This window comes from Enhydrobacter aerosaccus (assembly GCF_900167455.1).
GTDB classification, from domain to species: Bacteria; Pseudomonadota; Alphaproteobacteria; order Reyranellales; family Reyranellaceae; genus Reyranella; species Reyranella aerosaccus.
The window spans coordinates 282,550-303,180 of the sequence record NZ_FUWJ01000004.1; the positions used below are offsets into that span (position 1 = coordinate 282,550).

Consider the following 20,631-nt stretch of genomic DNA (forward strand, 5'->3'; position numbering starts at 1 on the left):
CACTTGCATGCTCTGTTCAGTCCCATCATTTTGTTCGCATGGCGGATTGCGTACACTTCACTTTGAATGACCGGCCGGTGGAGCTTGCCGGCGTTTCACCGATGACGACTCTCCTCGATTGGTTGCGCGAGCAGCGTGGGCTCAAGGGGACCAAGGAAGGTTGCGCGGAAGGCGATTGCGGCGCCTGCACCGTCGTTCTCGAACGCGCCGACGGAAGGCGCGAGGCGATCAACTCCTGCATTGCCCTGGTGGGCCAGATGGACGGGCAGGCGATCCGCACTGTCGAAGGTCTGCGCGGGTCCGATGGCCGCCCGCATGCGGTGCAATCGGCATTCGCCGACAGCGATGCGACGCAGTGCGGCTTCTGCACGCCTGGATTCGTCATGTCGGCCTATGCCTTCGCCTCGAGCGGGGAGAGCGCAGATCTCGAGTCGATCCACGAAACGCTGGCCGGCAATCTCTGCCGCTGCACCGGCTATCGGCCGATCGTCGAGGCGATGGCCAGAGTGGCCGGCCTGGCGTCTGAGCCGGTGCCGCCGCTGCCCACGCCACGGTCGACTTCCGTCGCCTTCGACAACGTGTTCTTCGCGCCGCGTTCCCTCGCCGAGCTGGTGCAGCTTCGCGCCCAGCATCCCGAGGCGCCGCTGTTGGCGGGCGGGACCGATCTCGGCTTGCTGGCCAGCCGCGCGCGCAAACCGCCGAAGGCCGTGATTCACCTCGCGCATGTGCCGGAGCTTGCGGCGATCGACGAGGGCAAGGACGAGCTGACCATCGGTGCCACCGTGCCCTATGTGCGGGCCATGCCGGTCCTGAGCGCGGCCTTTCCGGCCGTGCGCCGCTATCTCGGTCGTCTCGGCTCGCGGCAGATCCGCACCATGGGCACGATCGGTGGCAATATCGGTACCGCCTCGCCGATCGGCGACATGCCGCCCGTGCTGCTGGCTTTGGAGACGCGACTGAAGCTCGTGTCGATCCGCGGGGTGCGCGAGCTGCCGCTCGAACAGTTCTTTCTCGACTATCGTAAGACAGCGCTGGCGCCCGACGAGGTCATCCAGAGCCTGACGATGCCGCGCCTGTGGCCCGGCGAGCATTTCTTCTGCGACAAGATCAGCAAGCGCCACGACCAGGATATCTCCACCGTTGCGGCCGCCTACCGCGTGCGCGTCCGCAACGGCAGGTTCGAGGATGTGCGGCTGGCCTTCGGCGGCATGGCCGCGACACCGCGCCGAGCGGCGGCGGCGGAAGCGGCGTTGCTGAAGGACGGATTCCCCGCCGCGATCGATGCGTTGCCGCGGGACTTCCAACCCATCGACGATTGGCGCGGCAGCGGCGCCTATCGCCTGCAGGTAGCGGCCAACCTGCTGCGCCGCCTGGAGTTGCGCCTCGCCGATCCCAGCCGGCCGCTGGAGGTCGAAGCGCTATGACAGTCCATACGTCCCGCCGTCACGACAGTGCCTTCAAGCATGTCACAGGACAGGCTCTCTATATCGACGACATGCCGGAACCGGCCGGCACGCTGCATGCGGCGCTGATCCTGAGTCCGGTCGCCGCCGGTCGCTTGCGCACCCTCGATCTCTCCGCGGTATCGACCGCGCCCGATGTGGTAGCGGTGATCGGCCCGGCCGACATCCCGGGACAGAACGATGTGGCCCCGGTGGGACAGAACGAGCCGCTGTTCGCCGTGGATCAGGTCTCCTATGCCGGTCAGCCGCTGGCACTGGTCGCGGCCCGCACGCTCGATGCGGCGCGACGGGCGGCCGAGCGGGCGACGATCGATATCGCGGCGGCCGAGCCGGTTCTCGACATCGAGACGGCGCTGGCGCGGCAGGAGTACGTGCAGGCGCCATCGACGCTGCTGCGGGGTGATCCGGAGCAGGCGCTGAAATCGGCGCCGCATAAGCTCAGCGCCGAGTTCACCGTCGGCGGCCAGGAGCATTTCTATCTCGAGGGCCAGATCGCCTTCGCGCTGCCCGGCGAGGATGGCGACATCGTCGTCCATTCCTCGACCCAGCATCCGACCGAGGTCCAGCATATCTGCGCCCGTCTGCTGGGCTGCGACTTCAATCGCATCACCGCCGTCGTGCGTCGCCTCGGCGGCGGCTTCGGCGGCAAGGAAAGCAACGCCTCCTGGGTCGCCGGTGCCGCGGCGCTGGCCGCCAGCCATACCGGCCGTCCGGTCAAGCTGCGGCTGCCGCGCGAGATCGACATGATCGCGACCGGCAAGCGCCACCCGTTCCTCTATCGCTATACGGTGGGCTTCGACGACGACGGTCGCGTGCTGGCGCTCGATGCCATGCTGGCCGCTGACGCCGGCTGGAGCCTCGATCTGACGCCAGGCGTGATGGCGCGCGCCCTGACCCACACCGACAACGCCTATTGGATCCCGCATTTCCGTGCCGTCGGTTATGCCTGCCGCACCAACAAGCAGTCGAATACCGCGTTCCGCGGCTTCGGCGGTCCGCAGGGCGTGGTGGTGATGGAGGACGCCCTCGATCGCATCGCTCGTCGTCTTGGGCGCGATCCCGACGCGGTCCGCGCGCTCAACTTCTACGGCGGCGAGAACGACGAGACTCCGTACGGTCAGAAGGTCGAGCAGAACCATCTGTCGCGCGTGTGGGCGGAGCTCCGCCGCGATGCCGGCATCGAGCAGCGCCGCGCGGAGATCGACGCCTTCAATCGCACCAGCACGGTTCTCAAGCGCGGCCTTGGCCTGTTCCCGTTGAAGTTCGGCATCTCCTTCAACATCCCGCACATGAACCAGGCGGGCGCGCTGGTTCATGTCTATACCGACGGCTCGATCCGCCTGAACCATGGCGGCACCGAGATGGGGCAGGGTCTGTTCACCAAGGTGGCCCAGGTCGTGGCCGAAGTGTTCAAGGTCGATATCGACCGCATCCGCGCCAGCGCCACCTCGACGGCCGAAGTGCCCAACACCTCGCCGACCGCCGCTTCGACGGGCTCCGACCTGAATGGCTGGGCGGCCTACGAGGCGGCCAACACGATCAAGCAGCGCATGACGAACTTTGCCGCCGACCATTTCGGCGTGGCGCCCGGCGACATCGCGTTCGCCGACGGCACCGTGCGCATCGCCAAGCCCGGCAGCAACCAGGTGCTGAGCTTCGGGGAGCTGGTGCGGCTCTGCTATCTCGGCCGCGTGTCCCTGTCCTCGACCGGCTATTACAAGACGCCGAAAATCCATTGGGACGGCGTCGCCATGCGTGGCCGGCCGTTCTTCTATTATTCCTATGGCGCGGCGGCCGCCGAGGTCGTCATCGACACGCTGACCGGCGAAAGCCGCGTGCTGCGCGCCGATCTCGTGCAGGATTGCGGCGCCTCGCTCAATCCCGCCATCGATCTCGGCCAGATCGAAGGGGCGTTCGTCCAGGGACAGGGATGGTTCACCTGCGAGGAGTTGTGGTGGGACGCCGCCGGCCGGCTGCGCACGGTCGGTCCGTCGACCTACAAGATTCCCGGCAGCCGCGACGCGCCCAAGGTCTTCAACGTGAAGCTGCTGGAGAATGCCCCGAGCCAGGAGGCAACGATCTTCCGCTCCAAGGCCGTCGGCGAGCCGCCGCTGATGCTGGCGACGGCGGTATGGAACGCACTCAAGGATGCGGTTGCAGCAGCCGGCGATAGCAGGATCGCAGTGCGATTGGATGCGCCCGCCACGCCCGAGCGTATTCTGGCGGCACTCGCTAGAGTGCGGTCGACGTAATCGGTCCTGTCATCCGGGCCACGCGAAGGATCCGAGGCGAGCCCGTCGACCATGCGCTGCTGAGCAGCGTCGAGGCGCCTCGCGATCCGTCGGTTCGCTCGGGATCACACAGTGGGAGGAGAGAATGGACGTACGCATGGATGGCCGCGTGGCCGTGATCACCGGCGCGAGCACCGGGCTCGGCCTTGCCATGGCCAAGGAGTTCGCCGCATCGGGCGGTTCGGTGGCGATGCTGGCGCGCAAGGCCGATGCGCTGGCGCAGGCCAAGGCGGAGGTGCAGAAGGCGGCTGGCAAGACCAACGGCAAGATCGAGACCTATTCCTGCGACGTCTCCAAGGCGCAGCCGATTGCCGATACCTGGAAGCAGGTGGTGGCCGATTTCGGCAAGGTCGACATCGTCGTGAACAACGCCGGCATCAGCCATGCCAAGCCGTTCGACACCGTGACCGACGAGGATTGGCAGGGCGATCTCGATCTCAAGCTGTTCGCCGCCATCCGCATGATCCGGCTCGCCTTGCCGGGCATGCGCGAGCGCAAGTGGGGACGGGTTCTCAACATCCTGAACATCGGCGCCAAGGCGCCGACCGCCAACTCCACGCCGACCAGCGTCAGCCGCGCCGCCGGCCTCGCGCTGACGAAGGCGCTCAGCCAGGAGAACGCGCCTCACAACATCCTGGTGAACGCCATGCTGGTGGGGCTGATCGACAGCGACCAATGGGTCCGTCGTCACAAGACGGCGGCCGGCCAGGGCAAGAGTTACGACGAGTTCCTCGCCGGGATGGCCAAGGGTCGCATTCCGCTGGGCCGCATGGGCAAGGCGGAGGAATTTGCCCGCATGGCCTGCTTCCTCTGCTCCGATGCCGGCTCCTATGTCACCGGCGTTGCCATCAATGTCGATGGCGGCATGAGCCCGGTCGTGTGAGAAAACCGCGACCGTTGAATGCGAAGACCCGGTCGATCTGCCTGTGCGCATCGACCGGTTGACAGAGCAATTAGCTGTTCTAGATATGACGCAGCGGAACGGCCGAAGTCGACGCGCACGCTTCATCGCGTGTCGATGCACCAACGATCTCCAAGACCACTATCTCCAAGACCACTGTCGTAAGTGGGAGGCCCCGCAAGACGATCCCCCTGACCGTAACTCCCATCGAAAAGGAGTGTGCGATGAAGCTGAATGCCGCACAGATCGAGCAGACGCTGCACCAGTACGATGCCGAGGCGATTCCCGCGGAGCATCCCGTGGTCATGAAGCTCCAGCCGCTGTTTGGCGATCACACCTACTTCCTCGACAACAACGGACTCAATATCGTCGAGCCGGTCGAAGCCCAGCAGGCCGACGGGCATCTGGTCGTGGTGGTGAATCTCGCCAGTTGGAGCGATCCCAATGCCATGAGCCTGCAGACTCACGATCCTGAAACGACGGATCTGGTCGTCGATCTCGAGGGCAATATCCGTCACTGACGGAGCGCCTCGGCGCAAGCGGCAACGACTGTCCGGCGCGACCGCGCTTAGCCAGGGTCGCGCAACTGATGCTGCGTGCTGTCGGCCGGATCGTGGTTCAGCCAGGCGATGACGAGGTCGTAGGTCACGGCCAGGAGCACCGGCCCGATGAACAGGCCGATCAGTCCGCCGGCCAGCGTGCCGCAGATCACGCCACCGAGGATGATCACCATCGGCGTCTGCAGCCCGCGCGCCATGACTATCGGGCGCAGCACGTTGTCGATCAGCAGCAGCGGTGCCGTGTAGATCGTGTAGAGGGTCGCGGTAAATGCCGGGAAGGCAGTCCAGACCCAGATGATCACCGGGATCATGATCGGATTGGGGCCGATCTGCACGATCGCCAGCACCAGGGCAGCGAAGGTGATGGCGCCGGAGAAGGGCACGCCCGCCACCAGCATGCCGACGCCCAGCAAGGCCGCCTGCAGCAGCGCGATGCCGATCACGCCCTGCGACACGTTGCGGATGGTGGCGCCGGCGATGTCGAGGAAATGCCCGCCGCGAGCGCCGGCGACGCGCGTGGCCAACTGACGCGCCGAGCCCGTCAGGCGATCGGAATAGGAGAGCAGGATGCCGGCGACGATGATGGCGGTCGCGAACTGCAGCAGCTCGAGCGCAACACCCGCGGCGATGCCGGCAATCCACCGGCCGAGTGAGGCAATCTGCGAGACATGGGCCTCCAGCAGCGTGCGCACGTCGCTCGCGGCCTGGGACCAGAAATTGTAGAGGCGCTGCCCAATGAGCGGCCAGTCGCGGACGGACTCGGGCGGCCGCGGCAGCAGCGAATGGCCGCCGAGCAGATGCTGGGCGTACTGCTCGAGCGTGTCGACGGCCGAGACGCCGAGGACTGCCGCCGGCACGACGATCAGAGCCAGCAGCATTACGGCCAGCAACGTGGCGGCGAGCCCCGGCCTCAGGTGCAGGCGGTGACGCAGGACGGCGAAGAGCGGGAAGGCCGCGACCGCCAGGATCACCGACCACAGCAGCATCCCGGCGATCGGCCGCAGCAGCAGCACGGTGCCATAGACGAGGCCGGCGAGCAGCGCGAGACGGATCACCAGGTCGACGGCGAACTGCGACAGCTCCGCCCGGCCGGTGGTGGTGTTTTCCAGCATCCTGTTTTCCTCTTTCACGGGCGGGGCGCTCACTGCGGGACACCCGGCGGCGTGACATTCAGGTCGAGGCGTAACGTCTCGAGATCGCGCTCGACCCAATCCCAGACCTGCCAGTCGGGCGAGAACAAGTCGGCCTTGACCTCGCGGCCGCGCGCCCAGGCATGCCAGAACTCGTTCGGATCGAGTCCGCCCGATGTCGAGCCGGCGACCGCATTGATCTTGATGTCGAGATGCCAGCTGAAGATCACCGGCAGGATATGGCCGGCCATCGGATTCACCGGATGCATGGCGGCGGTGAAGGTCGAGACCAGGATCTCGCCGCGCGCACTGGTATCGTAACCCGAGATGACGTGGGTCGAATCGTGCGGTGTGCCGAAGCGCTCGTTGAGAGCCGATGGATTGCCGGGAAAGGCGTAGTCGTTGTTCTTGTAGAAGGCCCACAGCGCTCGGCCGAACGTGCCCTCGGGCAGGCGGCCCAGCGCCTCGTAGCGCTCGGCCAGCTCAGGATCGGCTTTTCCGTCACCGTAGGGCAGGAGCCACGGCATGGGATCCGCATCGCCCCAGGATTTGCCGGTGATGCTCTCCATGTTCTGTCGCGTCATGTCGGCCAGCGACCAGGTGACATGGCCCGAGGCGGCTTCGACGATCTCGGTGAGATAGCTCTCCTCGATGTCGAGGGCGCGCGAATAGGCCAGCACGCGGCCGACCTTCTTCCGGTCGAGCACGCCGTCGACCATGGTCATGACCGTGAGATACTTGATCGCCTCGGTCTTGAGTTCGGGCTCGTCGAGCAGGCTTTGCAGATCCATGGGCTCGATGGCGGGCAGGGTGCCGATGTCGGTCAGGTCCGGCCGGCGCAGCAGGTAGCGTGCCGCCGCCATGACGCTCGCCGTATCGGCATGGGTCAACGGGCCGCCCGCTGCCAGCGCCACCTGGCGCATCGCGCCCAGAATGGCATCGCTCTGACGATGATCGATGTGGCGCACGCCTCTCCCCCTGCCCTCAGCTCACGCCCAGTATAGAGTTCCTTCCATGACGACCCAACGGCGCCGCTTCATTCTACAGGCGATCCATCCGGATTATGGCTGTCCCGCCTTCGAAACCCTGTTCACGGTCGACCGCCTGGAAGAGCTGCAATCCTTATTGGGTGAAGGGGCCAAGGATGATCCGGATCTGCGGATGCATTATCGCCTCGAGCCGGAGGAAGCCATCGCGATCGCCAAACGCTTCGCTCCGGGTTTCGAAGCGAACGGGCGAGTCGCGTATCTCGATCCGTGGGCGGGCGATCGCGAGACGCCATACTTGCTTCATGGCGGTTATGAACTGGTGCTGATGCTGGATGGGCGCAAACCCTTTGCCCGCATGGGCACCTATCGCTATCCGCCGGAACGATTTCCAGGGGAGGAACTGTTCGACGTCCACGTGGCGCTCGGCCGCCTGCACAAAGAAGTCATGGTGGAACCGTTCCTCCAGCCGGATGGTGCTGACGGTACCGGTGCGGGCGAGGGATTCCGGACCGTCTTCTACACGCTCAAGGGCGAGGAGTGGCGCATCCCGGCCTGGAAGCTCGCCTCCAAAGCGACGGGTGGTGAGGGCTGGAACGATACGCTGGAGCGGCTGGAGGGCCTGCTGCTGGGCTATGAGGACTGGCAGAACGACTGGCACATCGGCCAACGTCGCGCCAGGCAACGCAAGTTCGGCACATCGCTCGTCTATCTGGCGGTGACGGCGGAGGAATTGGAGACGATCCGGACGCTGGGCTTTCGGGCGCTGCCATCCATGGGGCGGTCTCTCGATTTGGTCAGCGCCTTCGACGAAGAGCCGGACGACCAGGAGCCGCGGCGGCTGATGGAAGCCCAAGGGCGCGTGGCCCTGGTGCGGGTGAGAGTGAACACCAGGTCTTTCCTCGACCTCGTGGAGGACAAGCGCCAGCGCTTCCATCGCCTGCCGGAAGAGCGCCTCAAAGATCTCAATCTCACACTGGTCGAGCCCATCGAGATCGTGTCCCATGAAGGGCGGTAACGAATAAGAGCGGAGGAACGGATGTCAGGAAGCGAGGATCTCCAGGCGATCGTCACGACCTGGCTCGGGCGGTTCGAGACGGCTTTGGCTGGCGGCGACGTGTCCGGGCTCCGACCCTTGTTCCAGGACGACAGCCATTGGCGCGACGTCGTCGCCCTGACCTGGACTATCGACACGGTCAGTGGTGGCGATGCCCTCGTGAAGGCGCTGGCATCGTTCGCGACGCAAGCGCGTCCCTCGCGCTTTGCAGTCGACCGGCAGCGGACGGCGCCTCGCCGCGTGCGTCGCGCCGGCACCGAGACGATCGAAGCGATCTTCCGGTTCGAGACCGCGCTGGGACGTGGCAGCGGCATCGTGCGGTTGACGGACGATGCCGCCGGAGGCGGACCCAGGGCGTGGACGCTGCTGACGGCGCTCGACGAGATCAAGGGGCACGAGGAGCATGTCGGCAAGTCGCGCCCGCGCGGCGAGGCCTACTCACGCGATTTCCGGGGTCCGAACTGGCTCGACCTGCGCAAAGCGGCGATGGCCTACGAGGATCACGATCCGGCCGTCCTCGTGGTCGGCGGTGGGCAGGCGGGGCTCGCGACAGCGGCGCGCCTGTCGCAGCTCCAGGTCGATACGCTGATCGTCGATCGCTGGCCGCATATCGGCGACAACTGGCGGCACCGCTATCACGCCCTCACGCTGCACAACCAGGTGCAGGTGAATCACATGCCCTATATGCCCTTCCCGCCGACCTGGCCGACCTACATTCCCAAGGACAAGCTGGCCGGCTGGTTCGAGGCCTATGTCGAGGCGCTGGAGCTCAATTACTGGCCGGGCACCGAGTTCGAAGCCGGTCACTACGACGAGCAGGAGGGGCGCTGGTCGGTGACGCTGAGGCGTGCCGACGGTTCGCGGCGCACCATGCATCCGCGCCACATCGTTATGGCAACGGGCGCCAGTGGCCTTCCGATCGTTCCCGATATCCCGACGCTTGGCGCGTTCCGGGGCACGGTTCTCCACTCGGGCGAATATCACGACTCGGCGGCCTGGAAGGGCAAGAAGGCGCTGGTGATCGGCACCGGCAGCAGCGGTCACGACATCGCCCAGGATCTTCACTCCGGCGGTGCCGAGGTGACGATCGTGCAACGCAGCCCGACCCTCATCGTCAATGTCGAGCCCAGTGCACAGCTTCCTTACGCGCTCTATGACGAGGGCCCGTCACTCGAGGATTGCGATCTCATCACCGTTGCCACGCCGCTGGCGCTGTCGCGTCGGACGCATCAGCTTCTGACTGAACAGGCGAAGAACCTCGACCGCAAGCTGCTCGACGGGCTCGAATGTCGCGGCTTCCGGCTCGATTTCGGCGAGGACGGCACCGGCTGGCAGTTCAAGTATCTGACGCGCGGCGGCGGCTATTATTTCAATGTCGGCTGCTCCGATCTCATCGTCGAGGGCAAGATCGGCTTGCTGCAGTATGCCGATATCGATGCTTTCGTGGCCGACGGTGCACGGCTCAAGTCCGGCGCTGCAGTCGCGGCGGACCTCGTCGTTCTGGCGACCGGCTACAGGGGCCAGGAGGCGTTGGTCGGCAAGCTGTTGGGCGAGGACGTGGCGGCGCGCGTCGGGCCGATCTGGGGCTTCGGCGACGGGCAGGAGCTGCGCAACATGTTCATGCGCACGCCACAGCCCGGCCTCTGGTTCATCGCCGGCAGCCTGGCGCAATGCCGCATCTACTCGAAGTACCTGGCGTTGCAGATCAAGGCGAGCGAACTGGGGCTCATGCCGCAGGCGGAGAGCGCCTTGGCCTCATCGAGTCGCGCCACCGGAACCAAGGGTTCGCGGTCGGTCATGGCCTGAGAGTAGAGTCAGGCGGCTGTGACCTCGAGGATGGTCTTGCCTGTGCCGGAGCCGCTTAGGGCATAGGCAAGGGCCTCGCGACCTTGCGCGAAGGGAAAGACCCGACCCACGGGCGGATCGAGATCTCCCTTGGCGACCCAGGCCAGAAGCTCCTCGAGCTCGTGGCGTGCATCGGCCCGTTGGTACACGTCGGCGAACTGCCGATAGTCGACGCCGACCAACGCGGCGCCCTTCAGCAACGGCAGATTGAGCGGTAGGGCGGGAATGGCGCCCGAGACGAAGCCGACCACGAGATAGCGGCCGCCCCAGCGCAGCGAGCGGAAAGCCGGCTGCAGCAGCGGACCGCTGACGGGATCGAAGACGATGTCGATGCCGGTCGGCGCCGCCTCTTTGAGTCGGTCGCGCCAGCCCTCCGGCTCGCGGTCGAGCACGGCATCGGCGCCATGGCGGATGGCGATCGCTCGCTTCTCTTCGGTCGAGGCCACAGCGATGACGCGTGCGCCGAGTTGCTTCCCGACCTGTACTGCCGCGAGGCCCGTACCGCCCGCCGCGCCGATGACCAGCAGGGTCTCGCCCGGCCGGATGTGCGCCCGGTCGCGCAGCGCATGCAGCGCCGTGACATAGTTGATGCGAAAGCCTGCTGCCTGGCCGAAGCTCATGCGGTCCGGCAGGGCATGCACCGATGCCGCCGTCGCCAGGGCATATTCGGCGAAACCGCCCTGGACCTGCGCCAGGACACGCGCCCCGACCGCGATGCCACTTACGCCGGCGCCGATGGCATCGATCCAGCCGGCGACTTCGCCCCCGGGAACGTGCGGCAGCGGCGGCTTCACCTGGTAGCGGCCGAGCGCCACCAGCGAGTCGACATAGCCGACGCCGCAGGCCGCGACCTTGAGGCGGATTTGCCCGGGGCCTGGCTCGGGCACAGGAAGGTCGACGATGCCGTAGCTGTCGACCGAAGCGAGATCGCTGGCTTGGAGGGCTTTCACCGTATTGCGTGTCCTTGGTTGCCGTCAGCCATCGATTCCGCGGGTGGCTTGTCGTTGACGACCGGAAGCATGTTGTGGGTGCTGTGGCGGGTAGAGTGGGCGCACAGGCAAGAGGGCCCAGATGTCATCGAGTCCGGACCATTTCCATTTTGCAGCCATTTATTTAATGGGACTCGAGCCGAAGCGGGAAAGTCAAGCCGCTTCGGCTCGACGCCTCCTAACGCAGCGGTTCGAGGATGCTGACGTAGTTGGCTACCGCGGCGCCGCCCATGTTGAACACGCCGCCGAGCGTCGCCTTGGGAAGCTGCAGGCTTTCGGGAGCCGTGCCGGAGAGCTGCATGGCCGACATCACGTGCATGCTGACGCCGGTGGCGCCGACCGGATGGCCCTTGGCTTTGAGTCCGCCCGAGACGTTGATCGGCAGCTTGCCGTCGCGCTCGACCCAGCCTTCGAGAATGGCCTTTTCGCCTTCACCCGGCGCCGTCAGCCCCATCGCCTCGTATTCGATCAGCTCGGCCGAAGTGAAGCAGTCGTGCGTCTCGACGAAGGAGAGATCGAGCAGGTCGAGCTTGGCCTGGCTGAGCGCGCGCTGCCAGGCGAGCTGCGGTCCCTCGAACTTGACGATATCGCGCCGGCTCATGGGCAGGAAATCGTTGATCTGCTCGGCAGCCCGGAAGGCGATCGCCTGTTTCATGCCGAGCGCCGTAGAGACATCGGCCAGCACCACCGCGGCCGCCCCATCGGTGACCGGCGAGCAGTCGGTGCGCTTGAGCGGGCCGGCGACGAACGGGTTCTTGTCCGATGGCGTGCGGCAGAAGTCGTAGGTGAATTCCTTCTGGAAGTGGGCGAAGGGATTCTTGGCGCCGTTCTTGTGCGCCTTGACGGCGATCCTGGCCAAGGCGTCGGACTTGTCGCCGTAGCGCTGGAAGTAGGCCGAGGTGATCTTGCCGAAGATGCCGGCGAAGCCCGCTTCGATGGTCGCCTCCTCGGCGACATAGGAGGCCTTGATGAGAACGTCGCCGGCCTGGGCGCTGTTGAGCTCGGTCATCTTCTCGACGCCGACCACCAGCACGAAGCGCGCCTTGTTGGCGGCAAGCGTATTGAGGCCCATGTGGATCGCGGCCGAGCCGGTGGCGCAGGCATTCTCCACCCGCGTGCTGGGCTTGAAGCGCAGGTCGGGATGGGTCTGCAGCGCGAGCGAGGAGTGGAACTCCTGGCGCACGAAGCCGCCATTCATGTTGCCGACGTAGATCACGTCGATGTCCTTGGGTTCGATGCCGGCATGGGCAATGGCTTCGCTGGCCGCCTTCACGATCAGCGATTCGCTGGTCTCGCCGTCGAGCTTGCCGAACTTGCCGTGGGACCAACCGACGATGCAGGCGGTCATGGGACTCTCCTCGATTCCGGTACGATGTGCATATACACTTATATAGCCCCCGCTGCCGGGCAAGCCGGATCGCAGGAGATTTGTTCATCGATACCCTGCATTCCGCGTCGCCGCTCGCCCAAATTCCGCCCTTCGGCGAGTGTTGACTGCGGGCCGCGCTTTGGAGCCCTATTCGCCCATGTCCGATACACCGCCCACCGACAGATCGACCGACCGTCCCCGCTGGCGCTGGCCGCTGATCCTGGGCGGGCTGGTGGGCGGGGCGCTGCTTGTTGGAGCCGGCTTGGGCCTGGGCTGGTATTTGTTCTATCGGCCGGTCGTGAATGTCGCGGTGCAGCTGCCGGCACCGCCGCCTCCGCCCGCGCCGCCGGGCCCGGACGAGAAGCAGGTCAAGGCGCTCGAGGACCAGATCGACAAGCAGAAAGCCGCGAACAAGCAGATCGAGGATCAGATCGCCGTCCTGAAGGAACGGCTGAAGGCGGATGTCTGCACGATCAAGGATCCGCTGGGCAAGACGACTCCCAATGCGACACCGGCGCCCGAGGGTGCGCTGCCCGGCCGCAAGAGCGAAGCCGCGCCGGCAGCGGACCTGATCCCGGCGGCGGCGAAGACCGGCAAGACGAGCAGCGGCGATCTCGCCACGGCGCTGGAACGGTCCACGGTGTTGATCGTCTCGCCGAACGGCGACAGCGGCAGCGGCTTCTTCGTGTCCTCCAACGTGGTCGTCACCAATCATCACGTGGTTGGCGACGTCCCGGTGGGGTCGGAGGTGCTGCTGGTCAGCAAGGCCTTGAAGACGCCCTATATCGGTCAGGTGCTCGCGACCTCGCCGAAGGAGCGTGGCGACTTCGCCCTGATTCGCGCCGATGTGCCGGCGGGCACGGCGTTGCCGCTACCGCTCGCTGCCGAACCGACGGCGCTTGGCGACGTGGTGGCGGCCGGCTATCCGGCGATTGGCATTGCCATGGATCGCGATCTGCACCGGCTCGCCGATGGCGATCTGAAGGCGGCGCCGCAGGTCGTCCTGACCAAGGGAACGGTCAGTGCCGTCCAGAACAGGGACCGCGGCCCGATCGTCCTGCATTCGGCCGACATCTCGCCCGGCAACTCGGGTGGACCTCTGGTCGATACTTGTGGCCGCGTGGTCGGCATCAACACGTTCCTGGTCTCCGACCAGCAGACCTCGAAGGCCAATTACGCGCTGGGCGCGTCCTGGCTGGCGGCCTATCTGCGCAGCAGCAAGGCCGCGTTCGACTGGCGCAGCGACAGCTGCACCTGACCGCTTCGGCCGCGGCCGGGCCGTCTACTTGCCGAGCTGTTCGAGGGCCTTCTTGGCGTCGGCATCGTTCTGCGCCGCCGCCTGTTGCAGCCAGCTCCGGGCCTTGGCTGGATCGGCCGGCATTCCCGCCGCGCCCATGGCCAGCAGCAGGCCGAGCTTGCGTTGGGCTTCCGCATTGCCCGCCAGCGCCGCGCGTTCGTACCAGTCGGCGGCGCGTGCCCCGTCGGGGGCAAAGCCGGTCTTCTGCCGCGGCGAGAGCGGATCGTAGTAACCCGCGATCTCGAGTTCGGCGTCGACATTGCCGGCCTCGGCGGCGCGGCGCCACACCAGGAAGGCGGCGGCAAGCTCGCCCGCCTGCGCATAATCCTTGCCCTTGGCCACCATGGCTTCGGGTGTCGGCTTGGTGGCGAGATACTCGGCGACCGTGTCGCGAATCGACTTCTGCGGCGGCTCGGCGGTCTTCGCTGGAACCGGTGTCGGTGACGCAGGGGCGCCATTGTTCGCTGCAACCTCCTGGTTGCCGCCCTTCTCGAAATAGGTCCGATAGGCGTAGTAGCCCGCGCCACCCGCCGCGGCGATCACCACCACGGCGGCGATCAGCCAGCCCATCCAGTTGGACGGCTCGGGCTCGGGCAGCGGCTCGCGCGCCGCGCGCAACTCGGGAATCGGCCGCGGCGGTTCGGGCGGCGGCGGCTCGGGCTCGAACGGCGGTGCCGGGGGTTCGGCCAACTGCGGAGGTGGCCGTCGGAACTGGAACGGCGATTCCTCGGCCGCCGGCTTGCCGTCGATCGCGCCCGACGTCAGCATGGCCGGCCAGGCCACGACGGTCGCGGCGATCACGCCGACATCCGGTTCCCGGATGCGCAGCCGCACCGTGGCGATGCCGGCGAGTCGGTCGCAGATCTGCGGCCCGAGATGGAAGTCGAGCACGCCCCGGATGCGTACGACCTGATCGGGCTGCAGCCAGGCCTCGGTGCGACGCCAACCGTCCTCGCCGAGATGGGAGTCCGGCCCTTGCTGCCGTTCGATCGACAGCGTGAGGCCTTCGGGAGGCGCCTCGAGATCGGTCACGCGCAGGATGGCATGACCGGGCGTCGCCTGCGGCAGGATGGAGGCGCGAATCGGCATCCGTGGTCCTTACGCCGGCACGGCGCGCAGAATGGCGCCCAACCGCTCGTTCTGTTCGGCCGTGATCTCGCGCCCGCCCTCGTAGCCGACATTGTCCATGGCGAGCTGCAGGAAGGCGCGCATCCAGTCCTTGCAATAGTCGGCATAGATCGGCGCCGGATCCTCGCTCAGCATCGGCGCGCCCATCGGCGCGGGCGGATTCTGGAACACGCGCCGCGTCGGCGCGTTCGGCGGCAGGCCGGGACGCTCCTCGAGCGGCAGGCGGTCGAAGCCGAGCGCGCTGACATAGCTGTTGAGCGCCGAGGCAGCGGTGCGGACCTGCCGTTCGGCGATGTCCTCCCACTTGGCGTTGGCGGCATTCTCGAGCGCGCGCACATCGAGCGACAACTGGTCGATCAGCTTCAATCGATGGGCGCCGACCACCAGCTCGTCGATCAGCCAGCCGAGATGCTGACGATCGACGCCGAAATGCGTCAGCGCTTTGTCATCGGCGCCGATGCGCCGCATGTTCTCCAGCCAGTACTCGGCCGCCTCACGGGCAAAGCGGTCGGCGCGGTCCTCGAGGACGCCGGCCGGCGGCGCGGTGGTGCCTTCGTCCTCGCCGAACACGTCGGCGAAGATCGCGCTAAGATCGACGGTGGCGCCGGTGGCCTGCGTGACTTGCCCGCTCGGCCGGCCATTGCGGGTATCGCCCGGATCGGCAGCGCGCGCCGTGGAGATGCGAAAGTAGATTTCGCGCAGGGCACTGTCGGCGACCTGCAAGGCGGCGATCAATTCGCCGAACAGCTGTTGCTGGATGCAATTGGCCAGGCCGCGCAGGACCGTATGCACCAGCTCGCGCTTCTTGGCGCGCGCGTCGCCATCCGAGGCGCTGTGGAAGCCGGCGAGGCGATCGACCAGACGGCGGATCTGGACTTCGAGCTGGCCGCGCACCTGCGAGCGCTTGATCGCCGGATCGCACACCGGGATCAGGTTCTTCACGAGATACGACACGCCACCGTCGTTGGCCTTGAAGGCCTCGTCCCACGCACGCGCCGGATCGACGAAGTGCCGCTGCACGTCGAAGTTCTCGATGAAGTGCTTGCGCAGTTCGATGGCTCGCTGGGCGAAGGCTTCGGCAACGCCGGTCTCGCGCCCGTCCTCGTAATCCATCAGCCGTTCGTCGATGACGGTCGGATTGCGCAGCCAGTAGGTGTTGCTGAAGGGCTGGCCGTTCCAATTGTTCGGCCACTCGCCGCGGAAGTTGTTCACCAGAGAGTTGTTGATGCGCGCGCTCCAGCGCAGGCGGCGCGATTCCTCGGTCTCGCCGGCCTTCTGCTCGAACTCGCGGTCCATCTTGCTCAGGACCAGGAACAGGCCGTTCTTCTGCCGGGCACGTTCGGCCGGGGTGGCGCCCATCGTCTGGTCGATCCACGCCGTCATCATGTCCGACAGGTCGCGGACTTCCTGATTGCCGTCGGGAATGCACAGCAGCATCGCCGACAGCTCGCGCTCGGCGGCATAACGCTGGAACAGATAGGCGACCTTGCCGCGCAGCAGCAGCTCGCGCAGCGGGTTGGCGCCCTCGGCCACGCCCTTGGCCTTGGCGACGTCCTCGAGGCTCGCGAGCTTGAGTCGCGAGCGCGCGCCGGGGAAGTCCAGCAGATCGGTATGATCGAAGAAGTCCCACGGCTTCTCGTCGATGGCGACGCTGATCTCCGCGGTAAGGGCGCAGACCAGCGAGCGCGGCAGGCGCGCGTCGTTGGAAACCGCGCGGTCGGTCTGCCTGGGCCGCACCAGCAGCGTGTCCGCCGAGTCGGCGCCGAGGCGATCGAGGGTGAGCACATCGATGATGCTTTTCTCGCGCGGGATCAGCGCATCCATGCCCAGCAGCGCTTCGGGCGCGAAGGCGAGTTTCTCCAGTCCCTCGTAAAGGGTCAGATAGAGTTCGGTGAAGGGCTGGAAGTCGTACCACAGCACCGACCACAGCTTGGCGCGATCGCGGCCCGAGAGGCGCGGCGCGAGGTCGATCGCCTCGCGCCAGAAGTCGGTACGCAACTCGGCCGTGACGCCGGCGAAGAAGGTGTCGAAATATTCGATCAGGTCGAGGACGTCGTCGGCATCGAGGTCGCCCGGCGGCGTCGGCATCACCTTGGTACGCAGCTCGGCCAGCCGCTTGCGGATGGCGCCGCCATCGGGGCGCTCGAAGGCCGCCTTCTGATGATCGAAGTCGAGCAGGAACGAATTGCCCAGGATCTTCACGATGTCGGTCTGGGTCAGCAGCCGCACGCGCACCGGAAAGTCCGGCGAGGCGTCGCTGAGGCCGAGGCCGAAGCGCGTCACCAGCCCCGTCGACTCGCGATTGCCGGGCGGATTGATCTCGCGCAGGAAGTCGTAGGTCTTGTCGGCGAAGCGCGCCTGGAATGGCCGGCCGTCGCGGCTGGCGAGGATCGAGACGAGATAGGACTTGCCGGCCTGGCTCGGCCCGAACACGCCCACGCACATGCGCCGACGCGCGGCGCGCGCCAGCTTGCGGCTCTGGTTGCGAACCTTCTGCAGCTCGCTGATCAGCGATGGCGCCTGCTGGGCGACGGTCGGCGATTGCGCGGCTGCACCCTTGAGCCAGCTCACGCCCTCGCTGGCGGCGACGGCCAGCGCTTCGCAATCCTGGGCCAGCTTGAGATCGACGGTGTCCATACCCTGTTACCCGGTCTTGAGCATGCCCGTGTCGAGCCAATAGCCCTCACGGCGCGGCAGCGTCTGTAGTCGAAGTGTCAGGCGATCGAGCGCCACGGCGCGGCCGTCGCGGTTGACGACCTGGCGCAGGCGGAAGCGCTCGACATCGCCTGAGTCCTTGTCCTTGGGTTTCACGCGGGCCAGCGCGATCTTGAACGGTGTCTCCCGCGCATGCCGTTCGGCATATTCCGGCCGCGAGAATTCGAGCGCATAGAGTCGCGCGGCCGGCCAGCGCGCGATGTCGAGCTGGCGGGCTCCCAGCCACATCGGGCCGCGGAACTCGAAGGTGATTTCCGGCAGCTCGTACTCGCGATTGTCCAGATCGACATCGCGATAGACGAGGTCTTCCTTCTGCAGTCGGCCGCCGCCATCGAGCTTGCCGATATAGCGGGCGATGCTCTTGGAGCGCAGCAGGTCGGAGCGGAAGGAGAAGTCCGGCAACTGCGACTGCGCCAATGCGGCGATCATCGCACCGACGGCGACGGTGGTCTTGGGATCCTCGACCCGCAGGCGGGCGTCGCGGAACGGATACCAGGCGCCGACGCGATACTCATGCAGCGCGATCACCCGCTCCGGCGGCAGCGGCAGGAGTTCCATCAGCAGCGCGCGGATGCCCGGCAGGCGCGAGGGGCGGCCCGACAGCAACAGGATGTCGCAATCGTAGGCGTGCACGATCTCGGCCAGCGGCGCCAGGACGCGCGCCATCTCGGCCCGCACGGTCTTGTCGAGACCGGGCAGATCGACGGGGAATATCGTCGCTTTGAGATCGAAATCCTTGGCACCGCGCTTGCGGGCCGCTTCGTTGACGAAATTGACCACGTCTTCCGACGGCCTGGAGCCGCCGGGGAAGAACGACTCGTAGGGCCGCGGCTCGGCCGAGAGCACACCCGAGGTCGGATTGTAGGTCTCGGCCGCGTTCAGCAGCTCGAGCGCGATGGGATGCGCGATCTGCAGCGCGAACTGCTGGCGCAGATTGCGCTGGATCACATCCTCGCCGCCGCGATCGCCACCCACCAGCTCGGCCAACAGGTCGGCGGGGTTGGTGATGCCGGCCACGCGCATGGCCGATTCGATGGGTGGCAGGACATGGCTCTGCACGACGCGCAGGAGGATGTCGTCGCCCGCCACGCTGAAGCCTTCGCGGAACTTCTGCTCGGGAAACAGCGTGACCGACGTGCCAGCGCCTTCGATCCGGTAGTTGTTGATGATCAGATCGGTCGTGCCGCCGCCGACATCGATGCTGGCGATGTTCAAGGTGCCGTCGGAAGGCTTGCCGCGCGGCTTGCTGGCGATCTGGATGAACCGTCGCGCATCGCCGCCGAAATTACGCGCGACTTCGGTGTAGAGATAGACGAGCTGCGTGCAGCTTGCCTCGTCCCAGTCGGTGAGCACGCGCGGCGGCGGCGCATCGAGATCGTCGAGCTTCCAGCCCATCATCATCCAGACGAGATCGCGGGCGGCCTCGGCGCGCTTGCGGAAGATCAGGCGCTCTGCCAGCGGCATGCCGGTCGGCAGTGTGAGCACGATGCGGCGCAACCGCCGCGGCGTCTCCGCATGGGCACGCCGGCCGCGCTGCTGTGGCGAGTTCATGAGCGTCAGCGCCTGCAGCAGGATCTCCGACAGGGCAAAGGTCATGATCGAGGAGCGCGAATAGAGCGGCTCGAAGACCGGCAGGTGGTCGGCCGGATCGGCTTCGGGCTCGACCAGATGGAGCGGCTCACCCTTCTGGTTGATGAGCTGCGCCATCGGACCGGCCGCGGCCGGCATCGCCGTCTGGTCCTGGGCGTAGGCGACATTGAAGCGCCATTCGCGCGCCTGGGGCTCCTCATCCCACAGATAGCGCTTGGGGCTCGACATGCCCGTGTTGCCCTCGGTGCCGCGCCGGCGCGCCGCGAGGCGCGTGGCCTCCGGTCCGACGCGGGTCATGGTCGGCCAGACGAAGGCATCGGAGCGACCGCCGAGCCGCGAGAGATGGTTCTTGCCGAACCAGGCCTGCGCGAACTCCACGCGCGACTCGAACGGCTTCATGTGCACGCTCTCGGGATGCGAGAGATCGCGCAGCGCCAGTTCATAGGAGTCGTTGAGGTTCACGCCCAATTCGCCCGCCGCCTCGATCAGCAGGCCGCAGGTCCGCGAGTTGCCGACATCGAGCACGAGATCGACCTCGATCGCACCACGGCCGGGGCGCTCGGCATCGCCGACCAGCTTGACCGGCGGGAACTCGATCGCTGCGGCCAGCAGGCCGAGGAAGGCGAGATAGCGCGCACTCGCTTCCTGCGGCTTCTGCTTGATGTCGTTGTCGATCTCCTCGAGCGTGGCGCGTGGATGCAGTTCGCGGAACAGCTCCTCGAGCCACTGGTTCATCCAGCTCTGGCGCAGCAGCCAGTGGCTGGCCCGCTGCTGCGGCGCGAGCGCGAACAGGGCGCCCGACGTCACGTCCTTGGAGGAAGGCGCGAGATAGGCACGGCCCTCGGCCTCGGCGATCAGGGCGGTGTCGAAGGCAAGCACGGCGCGATAGCGATGGCCCTGTTCGTCGCGGAAGCCTTCGCCATAGCGCGCTTCGAGATCGACGACGCGAATGCGCGCCCAGTCGGCCGGCCCTTCGCGATACTGATTGTTGGGCCGCACCTGCAGGAACGGCACCGGCACCCACTTGTCGAGAAACGGCGCCAAGGCATCCTTGGCCGTGACGACGAGATTGGGTTCGGCGGCGCGACGACGGCCGGCTTCCACGATCTCGTACTGGCCGCGGCTGTCGTCGAAATCGAGTTGGACGAGATCGTCGACCAATGCCGTGGCGGCACTGTCATGGAATCCCCATTCGCGGACGCGCAGGTTCGTCGTGTCGAAGCCGAAATCGAGGAACTGGATGCCTGAACGCGCGATCAGCGTCGTCGGGCTGGGATAGCTCGGCAGGCGGGCAAGGTCGCTCATGAGTG

14 protein-coding genes are annotated in these 20,631 nt (G+C 66.6%); 7 read left to right on the forward strand and 7 right to left on the reverse strand.

All coding sequences use genetic code 11. The features are described 5' to 3' along the window. Positions 1-38: 38 nt before the first annotated feature. The 4 genes from xdhA (at position 39) to B5D62_RS18600 (ending at position 5,176) form a co-directional block, all read left to right on the forward strand. Positions 39-1,424 (forward strand): xanthine dehydrogenase small subunit, encoded by a 1,386-nt coding sequence (xdhA, locus tag B5D62_RS18585; RefSeq protein ID WP_085935408.1) that lies wholly within the window; start codon positions 39-41, stop codon positions 1,422-1,424. Further along, positions 1,421-3,715 (forward strand): xanthine dehydrogenase molybdopterin binding subunit, encoded by a 2,295-nt coding sequence (xdhB, locus tag B5D62_RS18590; RefSeq protein ID WP_085935409.1) that lies wholly within the window; start codon positions 1,421-1,423, stop codon positions 3,713-3,715. The genes xdhA and xdhB overlap by 4 nt, the downstream gene beginning before the upstream one ends. Positions 3,716-3,839: 124 nt before the next feature. After that, positions 3,840-4,637: an SDR family oxidoreductase gene (locus tag B5D62_RS18595; protein ID WP_085935410.1), complete on the forward strand. Its 798-nt coding sequence runs from the start codon at positions 3,840-3,842 to the stop codon at positions 4,635-4,637. Positions 4,638-4,879: 242 nt separating this feature from the next. Further along, a complete protein-coding gene (locus B5D62_RS18600) occupies positions 4,880-5,176 on the forward strand; it encodes a hypothetical protein (protein ID WP_085935411.1) in 297 nt (98 codons plus the stop codon). Between the two features lie 47 nt (positions 5,177-5,223). Here B5D62_RS18600 and B5D62_RS18605 read toward each other — a convergent pair whose 3' ends face one another. Further along, a complete protein-coding gene (locus B5D62_RS18605) occupies positions 5,224-6,327 on the reverse strand; it encodes an AI-2E family transporter (RefSeq protein WP_085935412.1) in 1,104 nt (367 codons plus the stop codon). A gap of 29 nt (positions 6,328-6,356) precedes the next feature. Further along, positions 6,357-7,313, reverse strand: coding sequence for a hypothetical protein (locus B5D62_RS18610; protein ID WP_085935413.1), 957 nt, complete (start codon positions 7,311-7,313; stop codon positions 6,357-6,359). Positions 7,314-7,359: 46 nt separating this feature from the next. Between B5D62_RS18610 and B5D62_RS18615 the strand changes: the two genes are divergently transcribed. Together B5D62_RS18615 and B5D62_RS18620 are read left to right on the forward strand one after the other, a co-directional pair. Next, positions 7,360-8,349: a hypothetical protein gene (locus B5D62_RS18615; RefSeq protein ID WP_085935414.1), complete on the forward strand. Its 990-nt coding sequence runs from the start codon at positions 7,360-7,362 to the stop codon at positions 8,347-8,349. A 21-nt stretch (positions 8,350-8,370) separates the two neighbouring features. Next, complete coding sequence (locus B5D62_RS18620) at positions 8,371-10,194, forward strand: flavin-containing monooxygenase (protein WP_085935415.1); 1,824 nt, start codon at positions 8,371-8,373, stop codon at positions 10,192-10,194. Between the two features lie 8 nt (positions 10,195-10,202). Here B5D62_RS18620 and B5D62_RS18625 read toward each other — a convergent pair whose 3' ends face one another. Together B5D62_RS18625 and B5D62_RS18630 are read right to left on the reverse strand one after the other, a co-directional pair. Then, the gene (locus B5D62_RS18625; RefSeq protein WP_085935416.1) at positions 10,203-11,183 is read right to left on the reverse strand and encodes an NADPH:quinone oxidoreductase family protein; all 981 of its coding nucleotides are present in this window, start codon (positions 11,181-11,183) and stop codon (positions 10,203-10,205) included. Between the two features lie 217 nt (positions 11,184-11,400). Then, positions 11,401-12,570, reverse strand: coding sequence for an acetyl-CoA acetyltransferase (locus B5D62_RS18630; RefSeq protein ID WP_085935417.1), 1,170 nt, complete (start codon positions 12,568-12,570; stop codon positions 11,401-11,403). A gap of 178 nt (positions 12,571-12,748) precedes the next feature. Here B5D62_RS18630 and B5D62_RS18635 point away from each other — a divergent pair, with 178 nt between their 5' ends. Further along, positions 12,749-13,849, forward strand: coding sequence for a S1 family peptidase (locus tag B5D62_RS18635; RefSeq protein ID WP_085935418.1), 1,101 nt, complete (start codon positions 12,749-12,751; stop codon positions 13,847-13,849). Positions 13,850-13,873: 24 nt separating this feature from the next. Here the strand turns inward: B5D62_RS18635 and B5D62_RS18640 are convergent, their stop codons facing one another. The 3 genes from B5D62_RS18640 to B5D62_RS18650 are packed head-to-tail and all read right to left on the reverse strand — an operon-like array spanning position 13,874 to position 20,626. Further along, a complete protein-coding gene (locus B5D62_RS18640; RefSeq protein ID WP_085935419.1) occupies positions 13,874-14,977 on the reverse strand; it encodes a tetratricopeptide repeat protein in 1,104 nt (367 codons plus the stop codon). Between the two features lie 9 nt (positions 14,978-14,986). After that, positions 14,987-17,653, reverse strand: coding sequence for a virulence factor SrfC family protein (locus tag B5D62_RS18645; RefSeq protein WP_085935420.1), 2,667 nt, complete (start codon positions 17,651-17,653; stop codon positions 14,987-14,989). A gap of 6 nt (positions 17,654-17,659) precedes the next feature. Beyond that, entirely contained in the window at positions 17,660-20,626 is a 2,967-nt protein-coding gene (locus B5D62_RS18650; RefSeq protein ID WP_085935421.1) for a virulence factor SrfB, read from the reverse strand. Positions 20,627-20,631 lie beyond the last annotated feature (5 nt).